This is a genomic window from Sulfuricella sp. (assembly GCA_041651995.1).
Taxonomy (GTDB): domain Bacteria; phylum Pseudomonadota; class Gammaproteobacteria; order Burkholderiales; family Sulfuricellaceae; genus Sulfurimicrobium.
Genome location: JBAZID010000004.1, coordinates 158497 through 181045, shown reverse-complemented (window position 1 = coordinate 181045; position 22549 = coordinate 158497). Strand labels below are relative to the sequence as shown.

Sequence of the window (22549 nt, the reverse complement as noted above, 5' to 3'; positions counted from 1 at the left end):
TTGGACCTGTTGTCCCTGTTTTCAATGAAATGGGTGACGCGTTATTTTTCAATAATCCACTTGGGTTTCAGCTCGGGTTCACGCCAGCTTATCCACTCGGGCCTGTTTTCCGCTACGTGGAACAATGCCGCGACAACATGCCGGTCGTACAGGTTGGCATTGCTGGGCGCAAGCAAATTATTCAGCACTTCCTCGACCGGCAGACCAAGGCGGTAGGCCCGCGCGCTTACCATCGCGACAAACGTATTTGCAACTGCCAGAATGCGGCCTTCCAGCAGCATCTGGTCGCCGCGCAACCCTCTTGGGTAGCCGCTGCCATCCATATGCTCGTGTTTCTGAAGGATGATTTCCAATACGGGGCCTTCAAAATCCAGTCCGCCCAATATGTCTCTGGCATGCTGGACGTGTTGCTTGAGAGTGTTCATTTCCTGCTCAGAAAGCGGCTCTGTCTTGGTTAGAATCTCCTTGGGTATCAATAGTTTGCCAACGTTTGCGAGGCTTGCTGCCAGTTCCAGTTGTTCCAGGGCATCGTTGTCGAGGTTCAGTTCGCGCCCGATGGCAACCGCTACCTGAGCCGTCCGCTCTGAATGTCCTGCGCAATAGGGATCATGCTGATCGACAGTGCGCATCAAGGTGCATACAAGATTTTTCATCAGCTCATCATGTTTTTCCTGGGTACGCTGTGTTTCTGTCATATCACGGGCTACACACAGAACCGAGTGGGCAGAGCCGTGCCCCAGTTTTAACGGGGCTGCAGTGGTATGGAAAATACCCCGCCGGTTGCCGATTTCCATGGATTGCAGCACAGATGTGGTCTGGTCGGTTTTTAGTGTTTTGGTCAGTAGTTGTTCGAAGCCATGCGCTGCCTGTGCGCCAAATACGCTCGATAACGTTTTGCCGGGGAAGTCTTCAGGCTTCAAATTGGTGGCCTCACCCAATGCCTGGTTCGCAAATACAAAGTGTTGATTCTCGTCAGCGATGAGGATCATATCCGGGGTGCTGTTGGAAATGGCTCGCAGCAGGCCTGACTGTTTCTCCAGTTCCCGGCTCTTGGCCCTCAGTTGCTCCGCGGTTTTGCGTTCCTTGGCACTGCTGCCGTACCACCATGCAGCGATGAGCGCAGCGGCGACCAGCGACATCGTCAGCAGAAATGAGGTTAATAGAAACTGGCGGTGGGTACTGGATTCCTGCAATGCTTCCCCAGCGTCGATTTTTTCCACCAGCACCCATGGCACTTGCCTGAAAGAGCGGCTGGTGAGAAGTACCTGTGTTCCCCGGTAATCCCGTTTATCTGCTGTGAATTCTCCTGGCGATGTGAGTGCATATGCCTCCGCCAGGCTCGGTGTGCTGAATGCCAGTTTTTTGCTCAGTGGCGCTGAACCATCCGCAAGCGGACTCAGGTAGAAGACTGATTCTCCATCCCGGCTGACAAGCAGGGATTCCTCGCTGCCATAGGTAGAGATTTTTCGGGTGAGGAGGGGGTAGAGTTCCGGTCGCGCCTGTTTGATGCCCACCAAAACACCCATTCCCGGCTTTGTACCACCTGGGCCCTGAATGGCGGGAACAGGTACCAGAAAAGCAACCGCAGGTTCCCCGGAGGCAAGGCTCAGATGTCGAACCTGTGGGGAGCCTTGCCGCGAAGCTTCTGTGGCAGCAGCGGCCAGCGCGGCATTCAGCGCAAATCCGGTTGTAGCTGTGACTACGCGCCCCTGCAAATCCAGCAGCGCGAGTGCATTCCCTTGCCGTGGAGACAAGTTCGCGCGAATGGGACTTTGCGTCTCAGGGTTGGAAAAGCCGGTTCGTTCGGCGGTTGCAATGATCAGGTTGCGCAGGTAGCCAGCCTGTGCTGCGGCCATTTCATCCCCGGGGCTGGAGACCGTGACCTGAGTCAGGTAAAGTTGCAGCGAGGTATTCTCTGAAAGCTCACGCAGCGTGCTCTGCTGTGTGTCAAGCCATCCATCCACCATCTGAAAACGCGTGTCGGCGACGATGCCAAGTACGGTTTGCCAGGACTGCAGATCCCGGCCGCGCTCCTTGGCGACATAGGTAAAAATCAGCCATACCCCCAGCAGCAGCAGAAAGATAAGCCCTGCGAGGGCGGCAGCAGCGGGATTTCGGCGGAGCAATGTTTTCATGTCATGTTCCTTCAGGGCGGGAATCTTTGCCGCAGGCCAATGTGTGTTCATTGCCGGTGCGTGCTGATGTTAAACATACAGGCTCAGGCAAGCACTCTGGCGCGGAATCCAGATTATGATTGCCGATGAATCCTGGCTTACCCTTTCTCATTGGCAATTGTCTGAGTGATCCGTTTAAGGCAAATGCATCCACCAGTGACGTTCGTTGATGGAGTATACCGGTACGTAGTGGGTGATTGCGCGATGGGATGTCACTTCGGGAATCTGGTTGTCGAGAATCAGGATATCGTTCGCTGTATAGAGTGCCAGCACTGCATGCGCAATACGCAGATTGGTGTCCTGTACCACTACCACACGCATCAGGTCAGGGTTGACACCGATTTGGCGTAGCGAGGTGTACTTGGTAATGGCATAGTCTTCACAATCCCCGTCGCGCACGAGAAGCTGCCGGGCAGTGGCCCAGTAATCAAGCACACCGTAGTTGTCGATGTCCAGTACATAGCGGTGGCGGTTGGCATATGCGTTGATGGAATTAACCCGCACCGCAAAGGATTTGTCAGTGAGGGATTTCAGGAAGTGTTTCCAGTCGTCTATCGTCGGGCACGCAGCATCCGGGCACTTTTTTTCCTGGGGGCTTTCGCGCTCATTGCGCTGTAATACGGCCGTCCACAAGGGGAAAATTTCAAAACCGGAGTTTTGCTGTTCCTGGTGGCCAAACAGCGGAATACTGGAGCCGGCCGCCAGCCCCTCCAAAGGCGACAGTATCCAAAGGCAAGAAGCCAGCAAGCAACCGAAAATCGGGAAATGTCTTGTCATGAGCGCAAGGGTCTCAGTTCTCGTAGCAAAGGCCATTCACCAGTCATGTGCGTTCTACATGCTTTCGAGGATACGAACCAACTGTATTTTTGCCGAATTCATGAAAAATGATGTCGAAAAATATTACACCCCAACGGCAAAAATGCTAAGCAAAATATAGCTTTACCCGGTTTACAGCCAGAACGTATGCATGGCATACTCTTCCGCATCTATTGAGTTTTTATATAGTAATGGTTTTTTTGAGATCAGAAGAGGAGAAAATAATGAGTAAGAAGCAGCTTTATTTCAAGCGGACCATGATGGCAAGCGCAGTTGCCTTGTGCATGACAGGTATATCCGCCTTTGCCGCCGACACCGATGCCGACAGCGTGGACGTGGAGAAGCTGTTCAAGGAAGGCGTGTATCAGCGCGAGCAGGGAAACCTGTTCACCTCGATTGAAGCACTTCAGACTGTGCTCAGCAACCAGCCGGCCCTGCACCGTGCCCGTCTTGAGCTGGCAGTATCGTACTACCGTACGCTGAATTTCGAAGCGGCCAAGCAGCAGGCGCAGACCGTCCTTGATGATCCAAAAACGCCACCAAATGTGCGCATCGCGGTTCTGGCCTTTATGGCCCAGGTGAAAAAGGATGAAGAGGCGATGCTCGCCCAGCGTCAGGTTTGGACGCCTTCGGTTTCTCTTGGCCTCCTGTACGATACCAACGTGAATGCAGGCCCCAGCTCGGATGTCTTGCCGGGCGGTTTGGTGCTTGCACCGGGATCCAGGCCAAAAGACGATACGGCGGCCGTGTTGCAGGCAGGCGTGTCGCATCGCTACAACTCGCCGACGGTGATGCGCATCGGTGAATCCGCCGCCCGCTTCATCTGGCAAAGCCAGTTGAACCTGTTTCACCGCGGCTATTTCAAAGAGTCCGACTACAACCTGAGCGCACTGACGCTGGCAACGGGCCCGGGCTGGCTGGTGCCGAACAAATGGCGCGCCAACATAAACCTGCAGCTTGACGACATCTGGCTCGGTGGCGAAGAAATTGCGCTCTACTCATCGCTCAACCCAAGTGTCACCTGGGAGATCAAGGAAGGTGAAATCACCTGGGATGCGATTGCATTGAACAAGGATTTCACGCGTGGCGTGGATCAGGGACGTGACAGCAATTACTATGCGACCGGCCTGTCGGTGGGCAAGATGTTCAAGGGCGGGAAAGTGGCCGTGCAGGGCGGTGTGCGTGTCTTCGATGAGCAGGCAGACGTATCACGCTTCAGCAATGATGGTACCGAGTTCTTTGTTGGCGGCAATTTCGTGGCCTGGAATAACGGTAATGTATACGCGCGTTATAGCCAGAAAGATGCGAAATTCAACGGTGTGGAACCGGTCTACAATGTGGCGCGGGATGAAACAGAAGAACGTTATGAAGTGGGCTTTGGCCACAACTTCAAGGAAGGCCTCATGAAGAACTGGAAGCTAAGTGGCAGTTACATTGAAACCCACAACAATTCGAATGTCTCGATTTACAACTACGACCGCGAAATGACCAGCGTGAACCTCAGCCGCGCGTTCTAAAAGCAAGGCCCGTTCGGGTCATTCCACAAAAAGCGCCGTGCAAACGGCGCTTTTTTTCTGCCTGTTGATCTGTCGAAATTTCTTACACAATTTGTCACAAAATTCCACCTGGGGTGGCTAACTAATTATTGCATAAGCATTTGTAGCGCTGGTTCCTGGTTTGTGACAAACATATGAATATGCTGCGTTATTCGTGTTTATTTGGACCTTGAATTGCGAAATGGAGAGGGCAATCCGCTTGTTCGAATGACCGGAATGCGCGCCGGAAAATCTTACATTAATTTAATAAAGGTGTGGTCGCGCACGATAACTATTTGATATTTATGCTTTTGTGTGATAGGCACGTTTAATGCTCAGTATTAAGCAAAGCCCGGTAAATAATTTTAAAGAGTATTCAAGGGCTTGGTAATTCTTGATGTGTAATTTGTTGAGCGGAGGTGAATCATGAAAACGCGTAAAACAATTATCGCAGCCAGTATTGCAGCTCTGTTGGTTGTTCCCCTGTCTGTATCTGCTAAATCAAAATGGGAATACCACGAAAGCCAGTGGAATCAAGTAATGTCATACGGCAGCGTGAGTCTGGCCGAAGATTCGGCCCAGCAATGGGGGCCATGGTCGGAATTTGTGCAACCGGCAGCAGGTGGACCATCGGTCGTGTTCCTGCCCCAGGTGGCTGAGTTGTATCGGTCATTGCCGAAGACAGACCTAAAGGATGAGGCAGATCCAACGCCAATTCCAATTCCAGTGCCAGTTCCAGTGGATGATTTCTGCAAATCCGGCGAGTGGTGCGGTTATGCAGTATTCCAAAACCAATCTAGCACCTGGAGCAATAACAATCAGGAAGGTGGCGAGGGGCGGAATGAGGAGAGCAATTATGAATACACTTCTACCCGTCCACATCCCGCAAGGATTGCTTTTGCACTGAACCCGGATGATCCTTCGATCACTGCGGGTAGTGGTACTGGGCCGGGTACGGCCGCATGGCGGATCGCTTCTCTTAGTGGCTTGACGCCCCTGTTTGGTGAGTCGGGCTTGATGCCTGCCCAATTTGACGGCAAATGGTGGTCGAACAGTAGCACCGATGAAGGGCTGCATACTTTTTATGCAAGTCGCTCTACCAGTTCAGAAAGCAGCTATGAGCAAGCATGGGCCTATGGGGTTCCGCATGATTACTATTACTGGTGGTGGTACCTCCCAACCAGTAATAACGAAGTGGCGGTTGGCTGGTTCGGGCGTGAAGTGCGCAACTATATGTCCGGCGGCAACGGTGATGGCTATGGTGGCGACGGTAGCGAATCCGCGGTTTACGGTTACTATGTGGCTGGCATTACTACGCCTCAGGCTTATTTGGATTCGCAACGCGTTGGCAATGTAATTGCAACCTACTCAGGTAACAGTATGGACCTGAGTGGATACCAGTCGCCTGTCACCATGACGGTAGACTTTGGTCAGGCCAAGTGGAGCGGCAGTTGGAATAACGGGGCGAATGGCTCCACTTATACCTATACTGCTGGCGATGGCACGCAGCATCTTTCCGGCTATGTTGGCTTCGAAGCCAGTGGAACGATCAGTGGTGCCAATATCCAGTCCACCCTCGTGACTGCCAAAGACACTACGGCGGTGTCCGGATCTGTTCAGGGGACTTTCTTCGGTCAAACGGCAGGTTCAGTCGGTGGTGTACATGACATCGTGAAGGACAATCTGCCACATGCCGGCGTGTTCCTGGTAGATAAAGAGACAGCACCTAAATAATTTTTGCCAGGGCTAGTCAGGTATGAATTAAGGCAAGAATGTTCGAGTTCAGGGGCGCGAGATTTGCGCCCCTGATATTGAAATTCCGCTCCGCCCAGCTCACAGTGCTCAACTTTTCTGCTGGGCGTCTTTTTGTGATTATTCCGTGCTTCTAGATTTCGCAGGAGCGGCTGACAGTCTGCGCCACTGCCGAACCCAGGCTTTCGCTGAAGGCGGGGTGCGCCTTTAGCCAGGCCACGACGCCATGGGTCAATTCATCCAGATTGCGGCTTTTCGCGCATTTGACCACTGCATCATGGTCGGGCATGTTGCGCCCGTAGGAGAGAAAGGTCAGGCCATCCAGGATGCCTGCCACGTAGATTTTCTGTGATTCCCAGCCCATCTTTGCAAAAGCCTGGGGCTGTACGTTGGTCAGCGGAGGCAGGGAAGGGGTGGCGTGAGCTACAAGCGAGGTTGTGAGTGTGCCGCTGCAAATGGCAAGTAGGGCGATAGAAGCACGCAGTTTCATGTTTATCTCCGTAAAACTAAAGTGGTGTGCGGTTTTTCCGTTGCGCGGACAATTCACTGGTTAAGCGTCATTATTCCAGATTACTTTAGGATCAGGCCAATTATTGCAGAAATTCCGGGCAGATGGCTTGGTTCATGCCTTTACCCAGGACGCGATAGTACGCCGGCAATGCCGCGCCCAGCAGGGCCATGAAGATTTTTCTGCGCATCATTTTTTCCTTCCGAAAAGTGTCCATTCCTTGATCAGGGCATATAAGGCCGGAATGACGATCAATGTCAGAATTGTCGAGGAGATCATGCCGCCCACCATGGGTGCGGCGATGCGGCTCATGACCTCGGCGCCTGTGCCGCTGCTCCACATGATGGGCAGCAGGCCGGCCATGATGGCCACCACGGTCATCATCTTGGGACGTACCCGTTCCACCGCGCCTTCCATCACCGCGGCATAGAGATCGGCTGCTGATAGCGGCTTGCCTTCGGCTTCTCTTTGAACCTTGAACCTGCTGAGTGCCTGATCGAGATAGATCAGCATGACCACCCCGGTCTCGGCTGCCACCCCGGCCAGGGCGATGAAGCCGATCGCCACCGCCACGGAAATGTTGTAGCTCAGCGCCCACATCAGCCACACGCCACCGACCAGCGCGAAAGGCACGGACAGCATCACGATCAGGGTTTCGGTCAGGCGCCGGAAATTCAGGTAGAGCAGGGTAAAGATGATGGCCAGCGTAACCGGGATGACGATTTTCATTTTTTCCTGGGCGCGCTGCATGTATTCGAACTGGCCGCTCCAGGTCGCGTAGTAGCCGGGCGGGAATTTCACCCTGTCGCGCACCGCCTGCTGCGCCTCGCGTACATAGCTGCCAATGTCGCGCTCGCGGATATCGACGTAGATATAGGCGGAAAGCAGGGCGTTCTCGGTGCGGATGGAAGGGGCGCCGTTCACGATCTTCACCGTGGCGAGCTGGCCCAGGGGAATCATGGCGGGCGCGCCGCCCATTTCTGCGCTGACCGGCACCAGAATCTGCGTCGCGATCTGCTGCGGCGTACTGCGCAGCTCGCGCGGGTAGCGCACGCTGACGCCGAAGCGTTCCCGGCCCTCGACGGTGGTGGTGACCGTCTCTCCGCCCAGGGCGGAGGAGATGATTTCCTGCAAATCGCCCACCGCCAGCCCATAGCGGGCAAGTTGGCTGCGCTCCGGCTCGATGTCGAGATACAGCCCGCCCGTCAGGCGTTCGGCGTAGGCGCTGGTGGTGCCCGGCACGGTCTTGACCACGCTTTCGATTTCCTTGGCCAGCTTTTCCATCTCGGCCAGGTTCTTGCCGAACACCTTGATCCCGATGGGGGTGCGGATGCCGGTCGAGAGCATGTCGATGCGGGCTTTGATGGGCATGGTCCAGGAATTGGAGATACCGGGCATCTGCAGGGCCGCGTCCAGTTCCGCGATCAATTTGTCGATGGTCATGCCGGGCCGCCATTCGCTTTCAGGCTTGAGGTTGACGATGGTTTCGAACATTTCCAGCGGGGCAGGGTCGGTGGCGGTGTTGGCGCGCCCGGCTTTGCCATAGACCGATGCGACTTCGGGGAAGCCCTTGATGATCCTGTTCTGGGTTTGCAGGGTTTCGGCGGCCTTGGTGACCGACATGGCGGGCAGGCCGGTCGGCATGTAGAACAGGGTGCCTTCATTGAGCGTGGGCATGAACTCGCTGCCGAGCTTCGCAGCCGGATACAGGCTGATACCCAGCGCGGCAATGGCCAAAGCGATGGTCAGCTTTTTCCACTGCATCACCCAGGCAATGACGGGGCGATACAGCCAGATCAGCAGGCGGTTTACCGGATTATTCGCTTCGGGCAGGATGCGGCCGCGGATGAACAGCAGCATCAGCACCGGCACCAGGGTCACCGACAGCAAAGCCGCGCCGGCCATGGCAAAGGTCTTGGTCCAGGCGAGCGGCGCGAACAGGCGGCCTTCCTGCGCTTCCAGGGTGAAGACCGGCAGGAATGAGACGGTGATGATGAGGAGCGAGAAAAACAGCGCCGGGCCGACTTCCTTGCAGGCGGCGATGATGGCTTGGGTGCGTACGGCAAACCCCAACCCCTCCCCATCCCTCCCCTTGTCAAGGGAGGGTGTTACCACTCCTCCCCTGACAAGGGGAGGCCGGGAGGGGTTGGGGTTGCCTTCCAGCCGCTCAAGATGCTTGTGCGCGTTCTCGATCATCACGATGGCCGCGTCCACCATGGCGCCGATGGCGATGGCGATGCCGCCCAGACTCATGATGTTGGAGTTCATGCCGAGCAGGCGCATGGCGATGAAGGCGATCAGCACCCCGACCGGCAGCATGACGATGGCGACCAGCGCGCTGCGCACGTGCAGCAGGAACACCATGCACACCAGGGCGACAATGAGGCTTTCCTCCAGCAGCGTGGTCTTGAGATTGGCGATGGCGCGTTCGATCAGGTCGGAGCGGTCATACACCGTTTCGATCTTCACGCCTTCCGGCAGGCCGCTGGCCACTTCGGCGATCTTGTTCTTGATGTTGTGGATGACCTCCAGCGCATTCTGTCCATAGCGCGCCATCACGATTCCAGACACCACTTCTCCCTCGCCGTTGAGTTCGGACAGCCCGCGCCGTTCGTCCGGACCCAGTTCCACCCGGGCCACATCGCGCAGCAGGACAGGGATGCCGCGTTCGCTCTTGATGACCAGCATTTCGATGTCGTTCTTGCCGCGCAGGTAGCCCTTGCCGCGCACCATGAATTCCGCCTCGGCCATTTCGATTACGCGCCCGCCGACATCGCGGTTGGAGTCGCGGATGGCCTTGCTGACCTGGGTGATGTGCACGCCATAGGCCTGCAATTTGCGCGGATCGACGATCACCTGGTACTGCTGGACGAAGCCGCCGATGCTGGCCACTTCCGCCACGCCCGGCGCCTTGCTGAGCTGGTAGCGCAAATACCAGTCCTGGAGCGTGCGCAATTCTGCCAGTGTGCGGTTTTTTCCCAGCACGGCGTACTGGTACACCCAGCCCACGCCGGTCGCATCCGGGCCGAGCTGGGGAGTGATGCCTTGCGGCAGGCGCCCTGAAAGCGAGGTGAGATATTCCAGCACGCGCGAGCGCGCCCAGTAGATGTCGGTGCCGTCCTCGAAAATAACGTAGACAAAGGACGCGCCGAAGAAGGAAAAGCCGCGCACCACCCTGGATTTCGGCACCGAGAGCATGGCCGTGGTGAGGGGGTAAGTGACCTGGTCCTCCACCACCTGCGGCGCCTGGCCGGGGTACTCGGTGTAGAGGATGACCTGCACGTCGGACAGATCCGGCAGGGCGTCCAGCGGCGTCCTGAGGACCGCATAAATTCCGCCGCCGATGATGGCGGCAGTGGCGAGCAGCACCAGGAAGATATTGCGCGCCGACCACTCAATAATGCGATTGAGCATTTCAGTGCTCCTTGTTCGCGTCAGGCTTGGACTGTTTGCTTACCAGGCTGCTGAAAGCGGCCTTGAGATTGCTCTCCGAGTCGATCAGGAAATTGGCGGAGACCACGATTTTTTCGCCTTCTCCCAGTCCCTCCAGCACTTCGACATAATCATTGCCCTGACTGCCGAGCCGGACGTCGCGCGGTTCGAAGCGGCCTTCAGCCAGTTCCACCAGCACGCTCTGGCGCTGGCCGCCGTGGATGACGGCGGAGGCGGGGATGGTCAGCACCTTGCCCCTGCCAGGCACGCTCAGTTCGATGTCGGCGTACATGGCGGGTTTGAGCTGCATGCCGGGGTTGGCCATTTCCAGGCGGACCGGAATGGTGCGTGTCTGGGCATTCAGGGTGGGGTAGACGTAGGTTAGCTTGGCCTCGAATCCCTTGCCGGGATAGGCGTTGAATCTGACCCTGGCCATCTGCCCTGGCCGGACCAGGGCCATGTCCTGCTCGAATACATCTGCCAGAACCCAGACCGAGGACAGGTCGGCAATCTGGTATAGGACATCGCCCGGCATGAAACGCATGCCTTGCACGGCTTTCTTCTCCATGACGACGCCGCTGGCCGGGGAGCGGTAGGTAAGGGTGTGTCGCGTTTCCGGGTTCTGGCTCATGGCTTTCAGTTGCTCAGCCGAGATATCCCAGTTTTTCATGCGCGCCAGGCTGGCATCGGCCAGTTGTTTCATGCCGGCCCTCGCTTCAGGGCTGGCGTTAAGCAAGGATTGCTGGCCCTGGAGGGCAATGGCGTATTCTTTCTGCGCGGAAACCAGTTCCGGGCTGTATACCTCGAGCAGAGGCTGGCCGCGCACCACCAGGGCGCCAGTGGTATTGACGTGCAGGCGCTCGATCCAGCCCTCGAATTTGGGCGAGATGGTGTAGGTCAGGCGCTCGTCAGCTTCGACCCGGCCGACGGCATGCACCGTGCGCGCCAGCTCGCGCAGGGCGGCGGCCTCGGTGCGTACCCCGAGCTTCTGGATTTTTTCGGGGCTGATTGTCACCTGTCCGGCCATGTCCGGGTTGCCACTTGCTTCATCGGCATAGACCGGGATGTAGTCCATGCCCATCTCGTCCTGCCTGGGAACGGGCGAGGTGTCGGGTTGCCCCATGGGATTGCGATAATAGAGAACTTTGCGTTCAATTTTGACGGCATCCGGAGTGGCAGGGGCTGCGCCGGTTTGTTTCATGCCCAGCCAGTAGCCAGCCCCAAGTGCAATGCTGCTCACGAGCACCAGCAGCACGATGATTGTTCTGGTTTTCATAGATCTTCTCCCAGCAGGCGTTCGATTCCGGCCAGGCGTTTCTGTGCTTCGCCCTGGGCCTTGAGTGCATTCAGTCTGGCTATGAGCATCTGGCGCTGGGCATCGAGCAGGGTGGAAAAATCCACCTTGCCGTTTTCATATCCGGCCAGCGCGGCCTTGAAGCTCAGTTCCGCCTGTGGCAACTGGCTGTCCTGCGCGAGGTTCTCGATCCGGCGTGCAGCTTCCAGCTCGGAAAGGTTTTCCGCCAGATCGGCAAGGAGCTGGTTTTGGGTAGCATCCCTGCGGGATTCGGCTGCCGCCAGCATGGACTGTGCTTCGCGCTCCTGGGCGCGGCGGCTCTCCTGTTGCAGCGGGAGGTTGAACTCGACCATCAAGCCCCATTCCTTGACTTGTCCGCCAGACTGTAACGGTGAAATGCCAAGGTTGAAATCCGGGTAGCGGTTTCGATAAACCAGTTCGCGTCTCTTCGCGGCAGCAGAGACGCGCGCCGCTTCGGTGGACAGTTGCGGGTTATGGGCACGCAGCTTGTCCTGCAGCACGGTTTGATCCAGCTTCGCCGTTGCCGGCAGTTTGCGCAGCATGACCGGCTCGGCCAGCGGTGACGTGGCCGGGCGGTAGAGCAGGGCATTGAGTTCAATTCTGCTGTGGTGAACCGCTTTTTCCAGTTCCACCAGATCACTGCGAATGCCGGTCTGTTCAAGTTGTGCCCGGATGACATCCTGTTGCGGCGCGAGGCCGCTGGCATAGCGTGCCTGGGCGGCTTTTTCCAGGCGCTGTGTCAGGTCGAGCAATTCACGGGTAAGGATTTCGGCGCGGGAAAAAACATAATATTGTGCATAGCTGGTCTTGATGCGTGCCGCCAGATCTTCCCAGCTTGTGTTGACCCGGCTCCGGGCCTGTTGTGACTCGGCTTCAGCAAGTTCGCGCCGGAGGTCGCGCTTGCCCCAGAAAGGGACTGTCTGGATCAGCGTGTATTTGGTGCTGCCAGCCGTGCCCGGCAGCAAATTGATGCCGGAGGCCGTACCTTGCCGCGTGATGTCCATTAATTCTGTGCGCAGCATGGGGTCAGGCAAGGTGCCGGCGGAAGAAGTCCGTTCAGCGGCGGCCTGCGCTTCATGCCGCATGGCGGAGAGTTCGGGATTAACGTCGCGTGCCAGCTTCAGCAGACTTTCCACATTTGCGCCCGGCAAGGGTTCTGCAACTGCGGACAGCGCGAGCAGCAGGGCGAGAAAAGCCGCTGTTCGCGCTGTGATGATACGGTGTTTGGGTTTCATGACCGTGTACTCCAAGGTTGGCAGGCGGGCAGCGCAAGGCCACCCGCTTGCCGGGTTTACTTGACGGTTTCGATGTGCGAAATCACATAGCCGGCCTTGGGATCCTTGACCAGGCCGAAGGAAACCACCTGGCCGGGTTTGACGCCAGACAGAATTTTCCGGTCGGCAACCTTGATGTCCATGGTCATGGCTGGCCACTTGAGAGCGGGAATCGCTTCATGTGAAAGATTAATAAAACCAGAATCATTATTGATTTTATTGACTTTACCGATTCCGCTTGCCACATCGGCAGCATGGAGGGAGAAGGCCGCCAGCATGGCGAAGGCGGCGATGAAGACGTTCAGCGCTTTGTTCATGATTTTTTTCCTTGATGTGATGCGTCATCCACGCAATCGGCGCTAGATGCCGCAGCATGGCTTCAGGATGAAACTGAAAGACTCAGGAAAAAAATGCGAGAGGCGGGCGTTGCAGTTGCTCAGGAAAGAGCGGGGAGAAGGAGTGTATCAAGGGGGGGTGAAACAATCTGCCGCTGTCCGTGCCAAGGGCAAGAGGGGCCATCATCAGCGCGGGCTGGGCGATCAGGTGACACGAGAAGCAGTTGTCGCATGTTGTACCATTGCCGGCCAGGGTTTCATCAAATTGCGCGGAGGCTTTCTGCCCGTGGCATCCTTCATGTTCGCCTGCGGCCATTTGCAGCGCGGTATCTTCATGCTGGTGCAGGCAAAAAGACATGGCCTCCCCGGCATAGCCCTGCAAGGGCAGCCATACGAGCATGAAAGCAAGCAGCAGGCGGGTGAAGAAAATTTTCATGAATCCGGCCGAATCATGGTGGAATGGTTCTCAATATACTTCTGACATGTCAGCAACGCAACAAGTTCTACAGGCTCGATCTTGTATTGTTCATGACCCTTGCTTGACATGCCAGACGCATCCGGCACAATTGGCTGAATGCGCCTGCGAGCGGCGAAAGGAATTGCAACCATGTTTGAAAAACTGAAATCCATCTTCAATGCGACGCCCGCTGAAAAGCTTGGCATCGAAGAAAAGGCAATCGTGCAGACGCCTTTGCCGGAACTGCCTCACGACGAGGGCAAACCTGATGCTTCGCCCTTTGACGCCAAACGGGTGGATACAGGCGAAACGTCCGCACAGGGGGTGATAACCAGTTTGCTCGACATTGAAACCAACGGCCAGCGTAACGATGCAGTGGCGCTACGGCTGCGATTCCTGCGGCGCGAGCCGGTGCTGGATCGCTCCGAGCACCTGATCGGCTATGAACTGGCGCTGCGCAACCGGCAATCGCTGGCGGATAAAATGCCGGATGAAACAGTGATGCTGATGCACGACCAGATGCTCATCAAAAGCATTCTGGACCTGGGCATCGAACGCTTGCTGCAGGGCAAGCTGGCTTTCATCAATATCTCTCCCGTTGTTCTGGATCACCCGCTGCTGGAGCGCCTGCCAGGTAAAAACGTGGTGCTTGTGCTACAGCCGCAGGTGGAATTTGCCGATCAGATTCTGGCGCGTTGCCAGCAATTGAAGGAGCAAGGTTTCAAGTTTGCCGTGGATAATCCGCGCAACCGTCCCGAATATGTCCCCTGGTGCCAGATTGCAGATTATGTCCGCTTCGATATTTCCCGTACCGATGCGCTGGAGTTGGGCAAGGAAATCGTCGCGCTCCTGAAGGAAGCAGTGCGCCCCCTGATTGCAGTGGGCGTAAATTCGGAAGAACATCTCGAAGCCTGCCGCAAACTGGCCTTCAATTATTTTGAAGGCTATTACTTTGCCAAACCGCAACTCACCGCCCCTCATCGTCTGGATAACCACCGCCTCAAGGTTATTGAATTGCTCAACCTGGTGCGCAGCCACGCCGAGATCAAGGAGTTGGAGGAGAGCGTAAAGCGCGATGCGGCCATTACCTTCAAAATCCTGCGTTACATCAACTCGCCCGTGAACGCCCTGCAACAGGAAATCCGCTCCATTGCACATGCCATGACGCTGCTGGGCTACGACCAGCTTTACCGCTGGCTGACCCTGCTGCTGTTTACCAGCGAGAAACCCGATCCGCGCAGTCAGGTATTGCTGAAAAACGCGTTGGTGCGGGCTCGCATGGTGGAATTGCTTGGCAGGGAAAAAATACCCGTGGCGGATCAGGATGGATTGTTTCTGGTCGGCATTCTTTCTCAACTGGAAGCGCTCCTCAATGTCCCCATGGAAACGGCGCTTGATGGGTTTCATCTCCCGCAGCAGGTAACGCTTGCCCTGCTGAAGGGAGAGGGGATCTATGCGCCTTATCTCGATCTCGCGATTGCTTGCGAGGAATTCGAGCAGGACCAGATCGAGGTGCTGGCTGCAATCTGCGGTCTGGGTGCCGCCAAAGTCAATGCGGCTCATGTTGACGCATTGGTGTGGGCGGATGAGGTGGAAGGCTGAGCGCAAATCAAGTGGATTGACGTGCGGCTTTTGTTTGAACTAAGATAGTAATCAATTACTATCTTTGGATTTCCATGCAAGTCACCTCGAAACACCTGCCGGCGGATGAACGCCGGATTGTTACGGTGGAAACCGTCGTGAAACTGGCTGCGGAGCAGAATCCCAGCGATATCACCACCGCAGCCATAGCCAAAAAGATGAACCTGACCCAGGGCGCGCTGTTTCGTCATTTCCCCAGTAAGGATGCAATTTGGCAGGCAGTCATGGAGTGGGTGGCCGAGCGCCTGATGGCGCGTGTGGATCAGGCTGTCGATTCGGCTGCAAGCCCTCTGGCGGCGCTGGAAGCTGTTTTCCTGGCGCATATCGAATTCGTTGCCATGCATCCCGGTGTTCCGCGCATGATGTTTGGTGAATTGCAGCGCCCCGCGGATTCAGTGGCCAAACGCATGGCGCGCACCCTGACCAGTCGTTATGCGGAGCGTCTGGCAGGCTTGATTGAAGCTGGCAGGGCGTGCGGCGAGCTGGACGCGCAGGTGAATGTTGACGCTGCTTCCACCCTGTTCATCGGCATGATCCAGGGATTGGTCATGCAGTCCATACTGGCAGGAAACACCAGGCATATGCTGGTGGAAGCGCCGAATGTATTTGCCATCTTTCGCCATGGGATTGAGAAAACTTAATGAAACAATTATTCGCCAACCGGCGCAAGCTTTCCCTGATCGTTTTTATCGTCCTGCTAGTGGCGCTGTTTGCTTATGTAGCCCTGCGTTCCGGGCCATTGGCGCCTGTTCCCGTCACGGTGCAGAGCGTACGGCAGGAAACCGTTTCGCCTTCCCTGTTCGGTGTCGGCACGGTCGAGGCACGCTACGCCTACCTGATCGGTCCGACAGTCTCCGGGCGGGTCAGACAGGTCAGCGTGCAGGTGGGTGACCGGGTTCAGGCCGGCCAGGTCGTGGCTGAAATGGACCCGGTGGATCTGGATGAACGTGTGAGCTCGCAGCAGGCGGCACTTGCCCGGGCGCAGGCTGCCGTGCTCGCATCCGAAGCCCAGGTGCGAGACACGACAGCGCGGAAGTCGTATGCCGAAGCCCAGGTGCGCCGTTATGAACAATTATTGCTGAAGCGCTTTGTCAGCGATGAAGCGGTCGAAGCCAAACGACAGGAGCGCCTTGTGACTGAAGCCGCCTTCGCCTCTGCCAGCGCCAACAGGGACGGGGCCCGGCAGGATATGGCGCGCATCCGCGCCGACCGGGATGGCATGATCCAGCAACGCGCCAACCTGCGCCTGCTTGCGCCGGTGAGTGGCCTGGTGGTGGCGCGCAATGCCGAATCAGGCACGACTGTAGTGGCGGGGCAGGCAGTGGTGGAGGTGATCGACCCTGCAAGTCTGTGGGTCAATGTGCGCTTTGATCAATTACGCGCATCCGGCCTGCGCGCTGCGCTGCCCGCTACCATCGTGCTGCGCTCGCAGGCCCAGCAAAAAATGGCGGGCCGGGTGGAGCGGGTGGAACCGCGCGCGGATGCTGTAACCGAAGAAGCCCTGGCCAAGGTGGTTTTCGTTAACGCACCTGAATCGCTCCCACCTGTTGGTGAGCTGGCAGAAGTCACGGTGGCACAGCCCGAATTGCCGGCTGCTCCGGTGGTGCAGAATGCCGCACTGAAACGCCAGAATGGCAAAATCGGCGTTTGGCTGGTCGAATCCGATGAGCTCAGTTTTGTGCCGGTGCAGACGGGTGCCTCGGATCTGGATGGCCGGGTGCAGATCACGCAGGGGCTCAAGGCCGGTGATCGCGTAGTGGTGTACAGCCAGCGCGAAATCAATTCGCGGAGCCGCATCAAGATTGTCGATCATCTGGTAGCGCCATGATCAGCCTGGCAGGGCGCGATATCCTGCATGCCTGGGGCAAATTCGTGTTTACCGGTATCGGGCTGGGGCTGTTGATTGGCGTGACGCTCACCATGGCCGGGGTGTATCGCGGCATGGTGGATGACGCCAAGGTGTTGCTCGGCAACAGTGGCGCGGATCTGTGGGTGGTGCAAAAGGATACCCTCGGCCCTTATGCAGAGCCGTCGAGCATTTACGACGATGTCTATCGCGGCATTCTCGGCATGCCGGGCGTGGCGCGTGCAGCCAATGTGACCTATCTGACCATGCAGGTGCGTCTTGGTGAACGCGATGTCCGGGCCATGGCTGTCGGCATTGTTCCGGGCGAGCCGGGCGAACCTGCTTATCTGGTTGCCGGGCGCCAGATTACCCGCGGACATTACGAGGCCGTGGCCGATATGGCGACGGGTTTCAAGCTCGGCGAGCGCATCCAGATTCGCCGCAATCATTACACCGTGGTTGGGTTGACGCGACGCATGGTGTCGTCGAGCGGCGACCCGATGGTGTTCATCCCGCTCAAGGACGCCCAGGAAGCCCAGTTCCTGAAGGACAATGATGTCATTATCCAGCAGCGCCGCCGTACTGCGGCCAACCCGGCATTCAACCGTCCCGGCGTGCCGGGCCTGCTGGATGCGGTGATTGCCTCGCAGAGCAACAATTCCTTTGTGAACGCGGTGCTGGTGCAGATCAAGCCCGGCCATGCAGCAGAAGAGGTGGCTGAGCCCATCCGCCGCTGGAAGCGCTTGCAGGTCTATACACGCGCACAGATGGAGGAAATCCTGGTGGCCAAGCTCATTGCTACCTCATCCAAGCAGATCGGCATGTTTCTGGTGATTCTCGCCATCGTCAGCGCGGCTATCGTGGCCTTCATCATTTACACCCTGACCCTGGGCAAGATTCGCGAAATCGCGGTGCTGAAACTGATAGGCACGCGCAATCGCACCATCGCCGGCATGATCCTGCAACAGGCCCTGGGCCTCGGTTTTATCGGTTTTGTGGTGGGCAAGATTTCCGCCACTCTCTGGGCGCCAATGTTTCCCAAATATGTCCTGCTCGAACCCGGCGATGCGGCACGCGGTTTCGCTGCGGTGCTGATCATCTGCGCGCTGGCAAGCGTGCTGGCGATTCGTGCGGCACTCAAGGTTGATCCGGCGGAGGCGATCGGTGGCTGACGGACTTAATAACGGCATCCATATCGAGGGGCTGAGGAAGCGCTACGGCGCTGGCGATACCGCCGTCGATGCGCTCCGGGGCGTGGATATGCAGGTCGCACCCGGCGAGGTGGTGGGGCTGGTCGGGCCGTCCGGTTCCGGCAAGACGACCCTGCTCAAGTGTCTGGGTGCGGTGATCGAGCCCAGTGGCGGGAGCATGAAGCTGGGCAACGACGTCATTTACCAGGATGGCTGGAAGATCAAGGATTTGCGCGCTTTGCGCCGCGACAAAATAGGCTTCGTGTTTCAGGCGCCGTATCTGATCCCCTTTCTCGATGTGACTGACAATGTCGCCCTGCTGCCCATGCTGGCCGGGCGTCCCAATGCAGAATCGCGCCAGCGCGCGCTCGAACTGCTCGAAGCGCTGGATGTCGCACATCGCGCCAAGGCCATGCCGTCGCAGCTCTCCGGGGGTGAGCAACAGCGTGTTGCCATTGCCCGCGCGCTGGTCAACCGCCCTCCGGTCATCCTTGCCGACGAACCCACCGCACCGCTCGACAGCGAGCGGGCGCTGGCCGTTATCCGCATCCTCAACAGGATGGCTCAGCAATATCAAACCGCCATCATCGTCGTCACGCACGACGAAAAAATCATCCCGACCTTCAGGCGCATTTATCACATCCGCGATGGCCGTACGCATGAAGAGGCCGGCGAAGGACGGGCGTTTGAATGATTTTGTTAATATTGAAACTGGAGAATTGAAACCATGGAATTATCTTCTGCTGCAATTTCGACCCTTCTGGCAGCGCTTATCCTGGGCGCGGCAAGCCAAAGTGCCATTGCCGAAAACGTCAACCCGGGCGCCGAACCCCTGGCGCTTCAGAAAGTCATGAAAGACCTGGGCAAGCACATGCAGACCATCACTGATGGTATTTCCCGAGAAGACTGGGCATTGGTCGAGAAAACGGCCCCTTTGATCGGCGAACACCCGCAGCCACCCGTTGCCGAGAAAACACGCATCATCGGTTTCATGGGCAGTAAAATGGGGAAATTCAAGTCCTATGATGGAGAAACCCATAACGCAGCGCATGTACTGGCTCAAGCCGCTAAGAACGGGGATGGGCGGGCGGTAATCAATGCTTTCCAGACACTTCAGACCAGTTGTTACAACTGTCACCAGGAATTTCGCAAACCCTTTGTTAAACATTTTTACGGTAGCTAGGAATAGCGCATACTAGGCCGGAACAGACGGGAATCCGGGTTGCAGGGCGGGCTGAAGTTCGCCCCATGCAGTTAAACTGGCAAATGAAGGGAGAAGCACATTGAAGAGAAGTATCGGTAAAAAAATAGCATTTGGATTTTCCGTGCTGTCTTTTGTGGGTTCCATTGCAACTATATTGATGTTTGCCTACGTTTACCCCATACGAGGAGGCTCCGACCCGGTGGTTGCAAGTCTGCTCGCCATCATCTTTTTCCTCGCCAGCTGTGGTGTGGTGCTGTATTACATTGGCCAGCCGGCACGCTACGAATTACAACCATGGGAGCCGGAGCAGTAACAATCCGGATATTGAGCAACAGGTAAGGCTGGACGAAAGCCCTGTTCACCCATATAATTGCCGCCTTCCTTCAGGAGAGGTGGATGAGCGGTTTAAGTCGCACGCCTGGAAAGCGTGTTTAGGATAATATCCTAACGCGGGTTCGAATCCCGCCCTCTCCGCCAGTACTGTAGTAAAAAAGCGCCCGCTGGGGCGCTTTTTTATTTTATCCACATCTCTGCCCACAAAATACTCACGTGAGGCAGGTTGAAAAAATGGAGTTCGACGTTTCCGTAAAATACTGGAAACGGAGCACAAAGATGTTGCGCCTAAGCCTTAGGCTTCCATTTTTTCAGCAGCAGCGAGTTGCTTACCACAGATACCGAACTCATGGCCATTGCCGCCCCGGCAATCACCGGGCTCAACATCCCGAAGGCGGCCAGCGGGATGCCGAGCACGTTGTAGATGAAGGCAAAAAACAGGTTCTGGCGGATTTTCCCCAGGGTGGCGCGCGACAGGCTGATGGCATCGGCCACGCTGTTCAGGTCATTGCGCATCAGGGTGATGTCCGCTGCTTCGATTGCCACGTCGGAGCCCGCGCCGATAGCGAAGCTGACGTCTGCCGCGGCAAGTGCGGGGGCGTCATTGATGCCGTCTCCCACCATGCCGACCACGGCACCTTGCGCCTTGATTTTCTGGACTTCTTCTGCCTTGTGCTGGGGTAGCACTTCGGCGCGGAAGCGCTTTATCCCGGCTTCGCGAGCGATAGCCTGTGCCGTGGCGAGATTGTCGCCGGTGAGCATGATGACTTCTATCCCCAATTTCTGTAGCCGTGCGATGGCCTGGGCCGAGCTGGCGCGCAATGGATCGGAGATCGCGATATATCCCAGAATGGTTGATTTGTTTGCCACGATGACGACTGTTTTGCCTTGCGCTTGCATCTTGCTCAGAATTTCGGCATTCGGTATCAGGCCGTTTTCAGTGATGAAGAGAGGGGAGCCCAGATAATGACCTGTGCCGTCGATTTCAGCGCTCACGCCTTTACCGGAGATGGACTGGAATTGGGATATGGCCGGGAGTTCGAGTGCATCGGATTTTGCCCGAGCCAGGATGGCCTGCGCCAGCGGGTGCTGTGAACCCTGTTCCAGCGCGGCGGCAAGGCGCAGCAAATCCTTTGACGAGTGCGGTTCCATTGGCAGGATGTCGCTGAGCGTGGGCTTGCCCTCGGTCAGGGTGCCGGTCTTGTCGACTACCAGGGTACGGATTTTTTCTGCCCTTTCGAGGGCGGCGGCGTTTTTCACCAGGATGCCGATCCTGGCCCCGATACCGGTGCCGACCATGATGGCCGTGGGTGTGGCGAGGCCGAGGGCGCAGGGGCAGGCAATCACCAGCACGGCGACCGCGTTGACCAGCGCGATGGTAAAGCTGCCGCCCAGCCATAGCCAGAGCGCAAAGGTCACCAGGCTGACCGTGACGACCGCTGGCACGAAGATGCCCGAAATGGTGTCCGCCAGGCGCTGGATCGGCGCCTTGGAGCCTTGCGCCTGCTCCACCATGTGGATGATGCCGGCAAGCAGGGTGTGGGAGCCGACGCCGGTGGCGCGGCAGCGCAGCATGCCTTCCTGGTTCTGCGTGGCGGCATATACTTTGTTCCCCGGGGTCTTGCCGGCGGGCATGCTTTCGCCGGTGAGCATGGCTTCGACCACGCTGGAGCGGCCGTCGATGACTTCGCCATCCACCGGGATGTTTTCGCCGGCGCGCACCACGAAGATGTCGCCTGTCTGAACCTGTTCGATTTTTTCTTCCACCATGACGCCGTCGCGTTCCACCCAGGCCGTGCGCGGCTGCAGCTTGATCAGTTCTTCTATGGCGGAGGAGGTCCTGGCCTTGGCGCGGGCTTCCAGCAGTTTGCCCATGAGCACCAGGGTGATGACTGCCGCTCCGGCTTCGAAATAAACATGCTGCGGCAGGCTCCATGCCGTAACGACGGTGCTGAACAGCCAGGCCATGCTGGTGCCGAGCGCCACCAGCACATCCATGTTGGCGCCGCCGCCGCGCAAGGCATGCCAGGCGCCGACATAAAAGCGCTTGCCGGCCCAGAACTGCACCGGTGTGGCCAGCGCAAACTGGAGCCAGCGCGGCAACAGGTCGGCGTGCGCATCGAACAACATGTAGGGCATCTGGGCGATGAGCGGCAGGGTCAGTGCGAGCGCGATCCAGAACATGCGGCGCTCGGCCCTGAATTGCGTCTCCTTGCGCGCCTTTTCCGCGGCGCGGCTGGTGCCGGCGATTTCGTAGGCGTCATATCCGGCCTTGCGTATGCTATCGGATAGGGTGGAAATTGTTGCCAGAGCTGGCTGGTAGCGGATATGCGCCTTCTCCGTGGCAAAATTGACCGTGGCCTCCACGCCATCGAGCTTGTTCAGGACTTTTTCGATGCGTGTGGCGCAGGCGGCGCAAGTCATGCCGGTGATCTGCAATTCGGTGGAGTTGAGCGGTACGGTGAAGCCAGACTTTGCGATGGCCGTGACGAAATCAGCCGGGGTGTTCAGATTCTCGTCAAATTCAATGCGCGCTTTTTCAGCCGCAAGGTTGACCACCGCGGTGACACCGGGGAGCTTGTTGAGATTGCGCTCCAGCCGGGTGGAACAGGCGGCGCAGGTCATGCCCGCAATGGACAGCTCGATATGTTTCATGCCGGGCACTCAGCCCTTCTGAGTGCAAAATGCAGGAATAGTCGCGTTCAGGCCCTGCAGCACGTCAGCAGTAACCACAAGC

Annotated in this window: 18 protein-coding genes and 1 tRNA gene; 10 read left to right on the top strand and 9 right to left on the bottom strand. The window is 57.4% G+C overall.

The window, feature by feature from the left end; translation table 11 throughout:
• Nucleotides 1-41 precede the first annotated feature (41 nt).
• Together WC392_08375 and WC392_08370 are read right to left on the bottom strand one after the other, a co-directional pair.
• Nucleotides 42-2135, bottom strand: coding sequence for an HD domain-containing phosphohydrolase (locus WC392_08375; GenBank protein MFA5242370.1), 2094 nt, complete (start codon nt 2133-2135; stop codon nt 42-44).
• A 174-nt stretch (nt 2136-2309) separates the two neighbouring features.
• Nucleotides 2310-2951: a transglutaminase-like cysteine peptidase gene (locus tag WC392_08370; protein ID MFA5242369.1), complete on the bottom strand. Its 642-nt coding sequence runs from the start codon at nt 2949-2951 to the stop codon at nt 2310-2312.
• A gap of 263 nt (nt 2952-3214) precedes the next feature.
• Here WC392_08370 and WC392_08365 point away from each other — a divergent pair, with 263 nt between their 5' ends.
• Both WC392_08365 and WC392_08360 read left to right on the top strand, forming a co-directional pair.
• Entirely contained in the window at nt 3215-4507 is a 1293-nt protein-coding gene (locus tag WC392_08365; GenBank protein MFA5242368.1) for a hypothetical protein, read from the top strand.
• A 444-nt stretch (nt 4508-4951) separates the two neighbouring features.
• Nucleotides 4952-6259, top strand: a complete 1308-nt coding sequence (locus WC392_08360) for a transferrin-binding protein-like solute binding protein (protein ID MFA5242367.1) — start codon at nt 4952-4954, stop codon at nt 6257-6259.
• 151 nt (nt 6260-6410) lie between these two features.
• On the opposite strand, the gene WC392_08355 is transcribed toward WC392_08360, so the two are convergent.
• The 6 genes from WC392_08355 to WC392_08330 all read right to left on the bottom strand — a co-directional run bounded on the left by WC392_08355 (nt 6411) and on the right by WC392_08330 (nt 13577).
• The gene (locus WC392_08355) at nt 6411-6767 is read right to left on the bottom strand and encodes a hypothetical protein (protein ID MFA5242366.1); all 357 of its coding nucleotides are present in this window, start codon (nt 6765-6767) and stop codon (nt 6411-6413) included.
• Nucleotides 6768-6974: 207 nt separating this feature from the next.
• The gene (locus WC392_08350; GenBank protein ID MFA5242365.1) at nt 6975-10199 is read right to left on the bottom strand and encodes an efflux RND transporter permease subunit; all 3225 of its coding nucleotides are present in this window, start codon (nt 10197-10199) and stop codon (nt 6975-6977) included.
• A gap of 1 nt (nt 10200) precedes the next feature.
• Nucleotides 10201-11493 (bottom strand): efflux RND transporter periplasmic adaptor subunit, encoded by a 1293-nt coding sequence (locus WC392_08345; protein ID MFA5242364.1) that lies wholly within the window; start codon nt 11491-11493, stop codon nt 10201-10203.
• Complete coding sequence (locus WC392_08340; protein ID MFA5242363.1) at nt 11490-12767, bottom strand: TolC family protein; 1278 nt, start codon at nt 12765-12767, stop codon at nt 11490-11492. Before WC392_08340 ends, WC392_08345 begins: the two co-directional genes overlap by 4 nt.
• Nucleotides 12768-12823: 56 nt before the next feature.
• On the bottom strand, nt 12824-13123 hold the full coding sequence (locus WC392_08335; GenBank protein MFA5242362.1) for a copper-binding protein: 300 nt from the start codon (nt 13121-13123) through the stop codon (nt 12824-12826).
• An 82-nt stretch (nt 13124-13205) separates the two neighbouring features.
• Entirely contained in the window at nt 13206-13577 is a 372-nt protein-coding gene (locus WC392_08330; GenBank protein ID MFA5242361.1) for a hypothetical protein, read from the bottom strand.
• A gap of 171 nt (nt 13578-13748) precedes the next feature.
• Between WC392_08330 and WC392_08325 the strand changes: the two genes are divergently transcribed.
• From WC392_08325 to WC392_08290, 8 genes are all read left to right on the top strand, one after another.
• Nucleotides 13749-15200: an EAL domain-containing protein gene (locus WC392_08325; protein ID MFA5242360.1), complete on the top strand. Its 1452-nt coding sequence runs from the start codon at nt 13749-13751 to the stop codon at nt 15198-15200.
• Nucleotides 15201-15274: 74 nt separating this feature from the next.
• Nucleotides 15275-15880 (top strand): TetR/AcrR family transcriptional regulator, encoded by a 606-nt coding sequence (locus WC392_08320; protein MFA5242359.1) that lies wholly within the window; start codon nt 15275-15277, stop codon nt 15878-15880.
• Nucleotides 15880-17067 carry an efflux RND transporter periplasmic adaptor subunit gene (locus WC392_08315; GenBank protein ID MFA5242358.1) on the top strand — a complete coding sequence of 396 codons (1188 nt, stop codon included), beginning with the start codon at nt 15880-15882 and terminating at the stop codon, nt 17065-17067. Before WC392_08320 ends, WC392_08315 begins: the two co-directional genes overlap by 1 nt.
• Nucleotides 17064-18257 (top strand): ABC transporter permease, encoded by a 1194-nt coding sequence (locus tag WC392_08310; GenBank protein ID MFA5242357.1) that lies wholly within the window; start codon nt 17064-17066, stop codon nt 18255-18257. Before WC392_08315 ends, WC392_08310 begins: the two co-directional genes overlap by 4 nt.
• Nucleotides 18250-18969: an ABC transporter ATP-binding protein gene (locus tag WC392_08305; protein ID MFA5242356.1), complete on the top strand. Its 720-nt coding sequence runs from the start codon at nt 18250-18252 to the stop codon at nt 18967-18969. Before WC392_08310 ends, WC392_08305 begins: the two co-directional genes overlap by 8 nt.
• A gap of 33 nt (nt 18970-19002) precedes the next feature.
• Nucleotides 19003-19458 carry a cytochrome c gene (locus tag WC392_08300; protein ID MFA5242355.1) on the top strand — a complete coding sequence of 152 codons (456 nt, stop codon included), beginning with the start codon at nt 19003-19005 and terminating at the stop codon, nt 19456-19458.
• 178 nt (nt 19459-19636) lie between these two features.
• Nucleotides 19637-19792 carry a hypothetical protein gene (locus tag WC392_08295; protein MFA5242354.1) on the top strand — a complete coding sequence of 52 codons (156 nt, stop codon included), beginning with the start codon at nt 19637-19639 and terminating at the stop codon, nt 19790-19792.
• 73 nt (nt 19793-19865) lie between these two features.
• Nucleotides 19866-19956, top strand: a tRNA-Ser gene (locus WC392_08290).
• A gap of 144 nt (nt 19957-20100) precedes the next feature.
• On the opposite strand, the gene WC392_08285 is transcribed toward WC392_08290, so the two are convergent.
• Nucleotides 20101-22467: a heavy metal translocating P-type ATPase gene (locus WC392_08285; protein ID MFA5242353.1), complete on the bottom strand. Its 2367-nt coding sequence runs from the start codon at nt 22465-22467 to the stop codon at nt 20101-20103.
• Between the last annotated feature and the right edge of the window lie 82 nt (nt 22468-22549).

Bases quoted from the DNA above. Each gene is read 5' to 3' on its own strand.
- WC392_08375 (MFA5242370.1), bottom strand. From the start codon at position 2,135: ATGAAAACATTGCTCCGCCGAAATCCCGCTGCTGCCGCCCTCGCAGGG.
- WC392_08370 (MFA5242369.1), bottom strand. From the start codon at position 2,951: ATGACAAGACATTTCCCGATTTTCGGTTGCTTGCTGGCTTCTTGCCTT.
- WC392_08365 (MFA5242368.1), top strand. From the start codon at position 3,215: ATGAGTAAGAAGCAGCTTTATTTCAAGCGGACCATGATGGCAAGCGCA.
- WC392_08360 (MFA5242367.1), top strand. From the start codon at position 4,952: ATGAAAACGCGTAAAACAATTATCGCAGCCAGTATTGCAGCTCTGTTG.
- WC392_08355 (MFA5242366.1), bottom strand. From the start codon at position 6,767: ATGAAACTGCGTGCTTCTATCGCCCTACTTGCCATTTGCAGCGGCACA.
- WC392_08350 (MFA5242365.1), bottom strand. From the start codon at position 10,199: ATGCTCAATCGCATTATTGAGTGGTCGGCGCGCAATATCTTCCTGGTG.
- WC392_08345 (MFA5242364.1), bottom strand. From the start codon at position 11,493: ATGAAAACCAGAACAATCATCGTGCTGCTGGTGCTCGTGAGCAGCATT.
- WC392_08340 (MFA5242363.1), bottom strand. From the start codon at position 12,767: ATGAAACCCAAACACCGTATCATCACAGCGCGAACAGCGGCTTTTCTC.
- WC392_08335 (MFA5242362.1), bottom strand. From the start codon at position 13,123: ATGAACAAAGCGCTGAACGTCTTCATCGCCGCCTTCGCCATGCTGGCG.
- WC392_08330 (MFA5242361.1), bottom strand. From the start codon at position 13,577: ATGAAAATTTTCTTCACCCGCCTGCTGCTTGCTTTCATGCTCGTATGG.
- WC392_08325 (MFA5242360.1), top strand. From the start codon at position 13,749: ATGTTTGAAAAACTGAAATCCATCTTCAATGCGACGCCCGCTGAAAAG.
- WC392_08320 (MFA5242359.1), top strand. From the start codon at position 15,275: ATGCAAGTCACCTCGAAACACCTGCCGGCGGATGAACGCCGGATTGTT.
- WC392_08315 (MFA5242358.1), top strand. From the start codon at position 15,880: ATGAAACAATTATTCGCCAACCGGCGCAAGCTTTCCCTGATCGTTTTT.
- WC392_08310 (MFA5242357.1), top strand. From the start codon at position 17,064: ATGATCAGCCTGGCAGGGCGCGATATCCTGCATGCCTGGGGCAAATTC.
- WC392_08300 (MFA5242355.1), top strand. From the start codon at position 19,003: ATGGAATTATCTTCTGCTGCAATTTCGACCCTTCTGGCAGCGCTTATC.
- WC392_08295 (MFA5242354.1), top strand. From the start codon at position 19,637: ATGTTTGCCTACGTTTACCCCATACGAGGAGGCTCCGACCCGGTGGTT.
- WC392_08285 (MFA5242353.1), bottom strand. From the start codon at position 22,467: ATGAAACATATCGAGCTGTCCATTGCGGGCATGACCTGCGCCGCCTGT.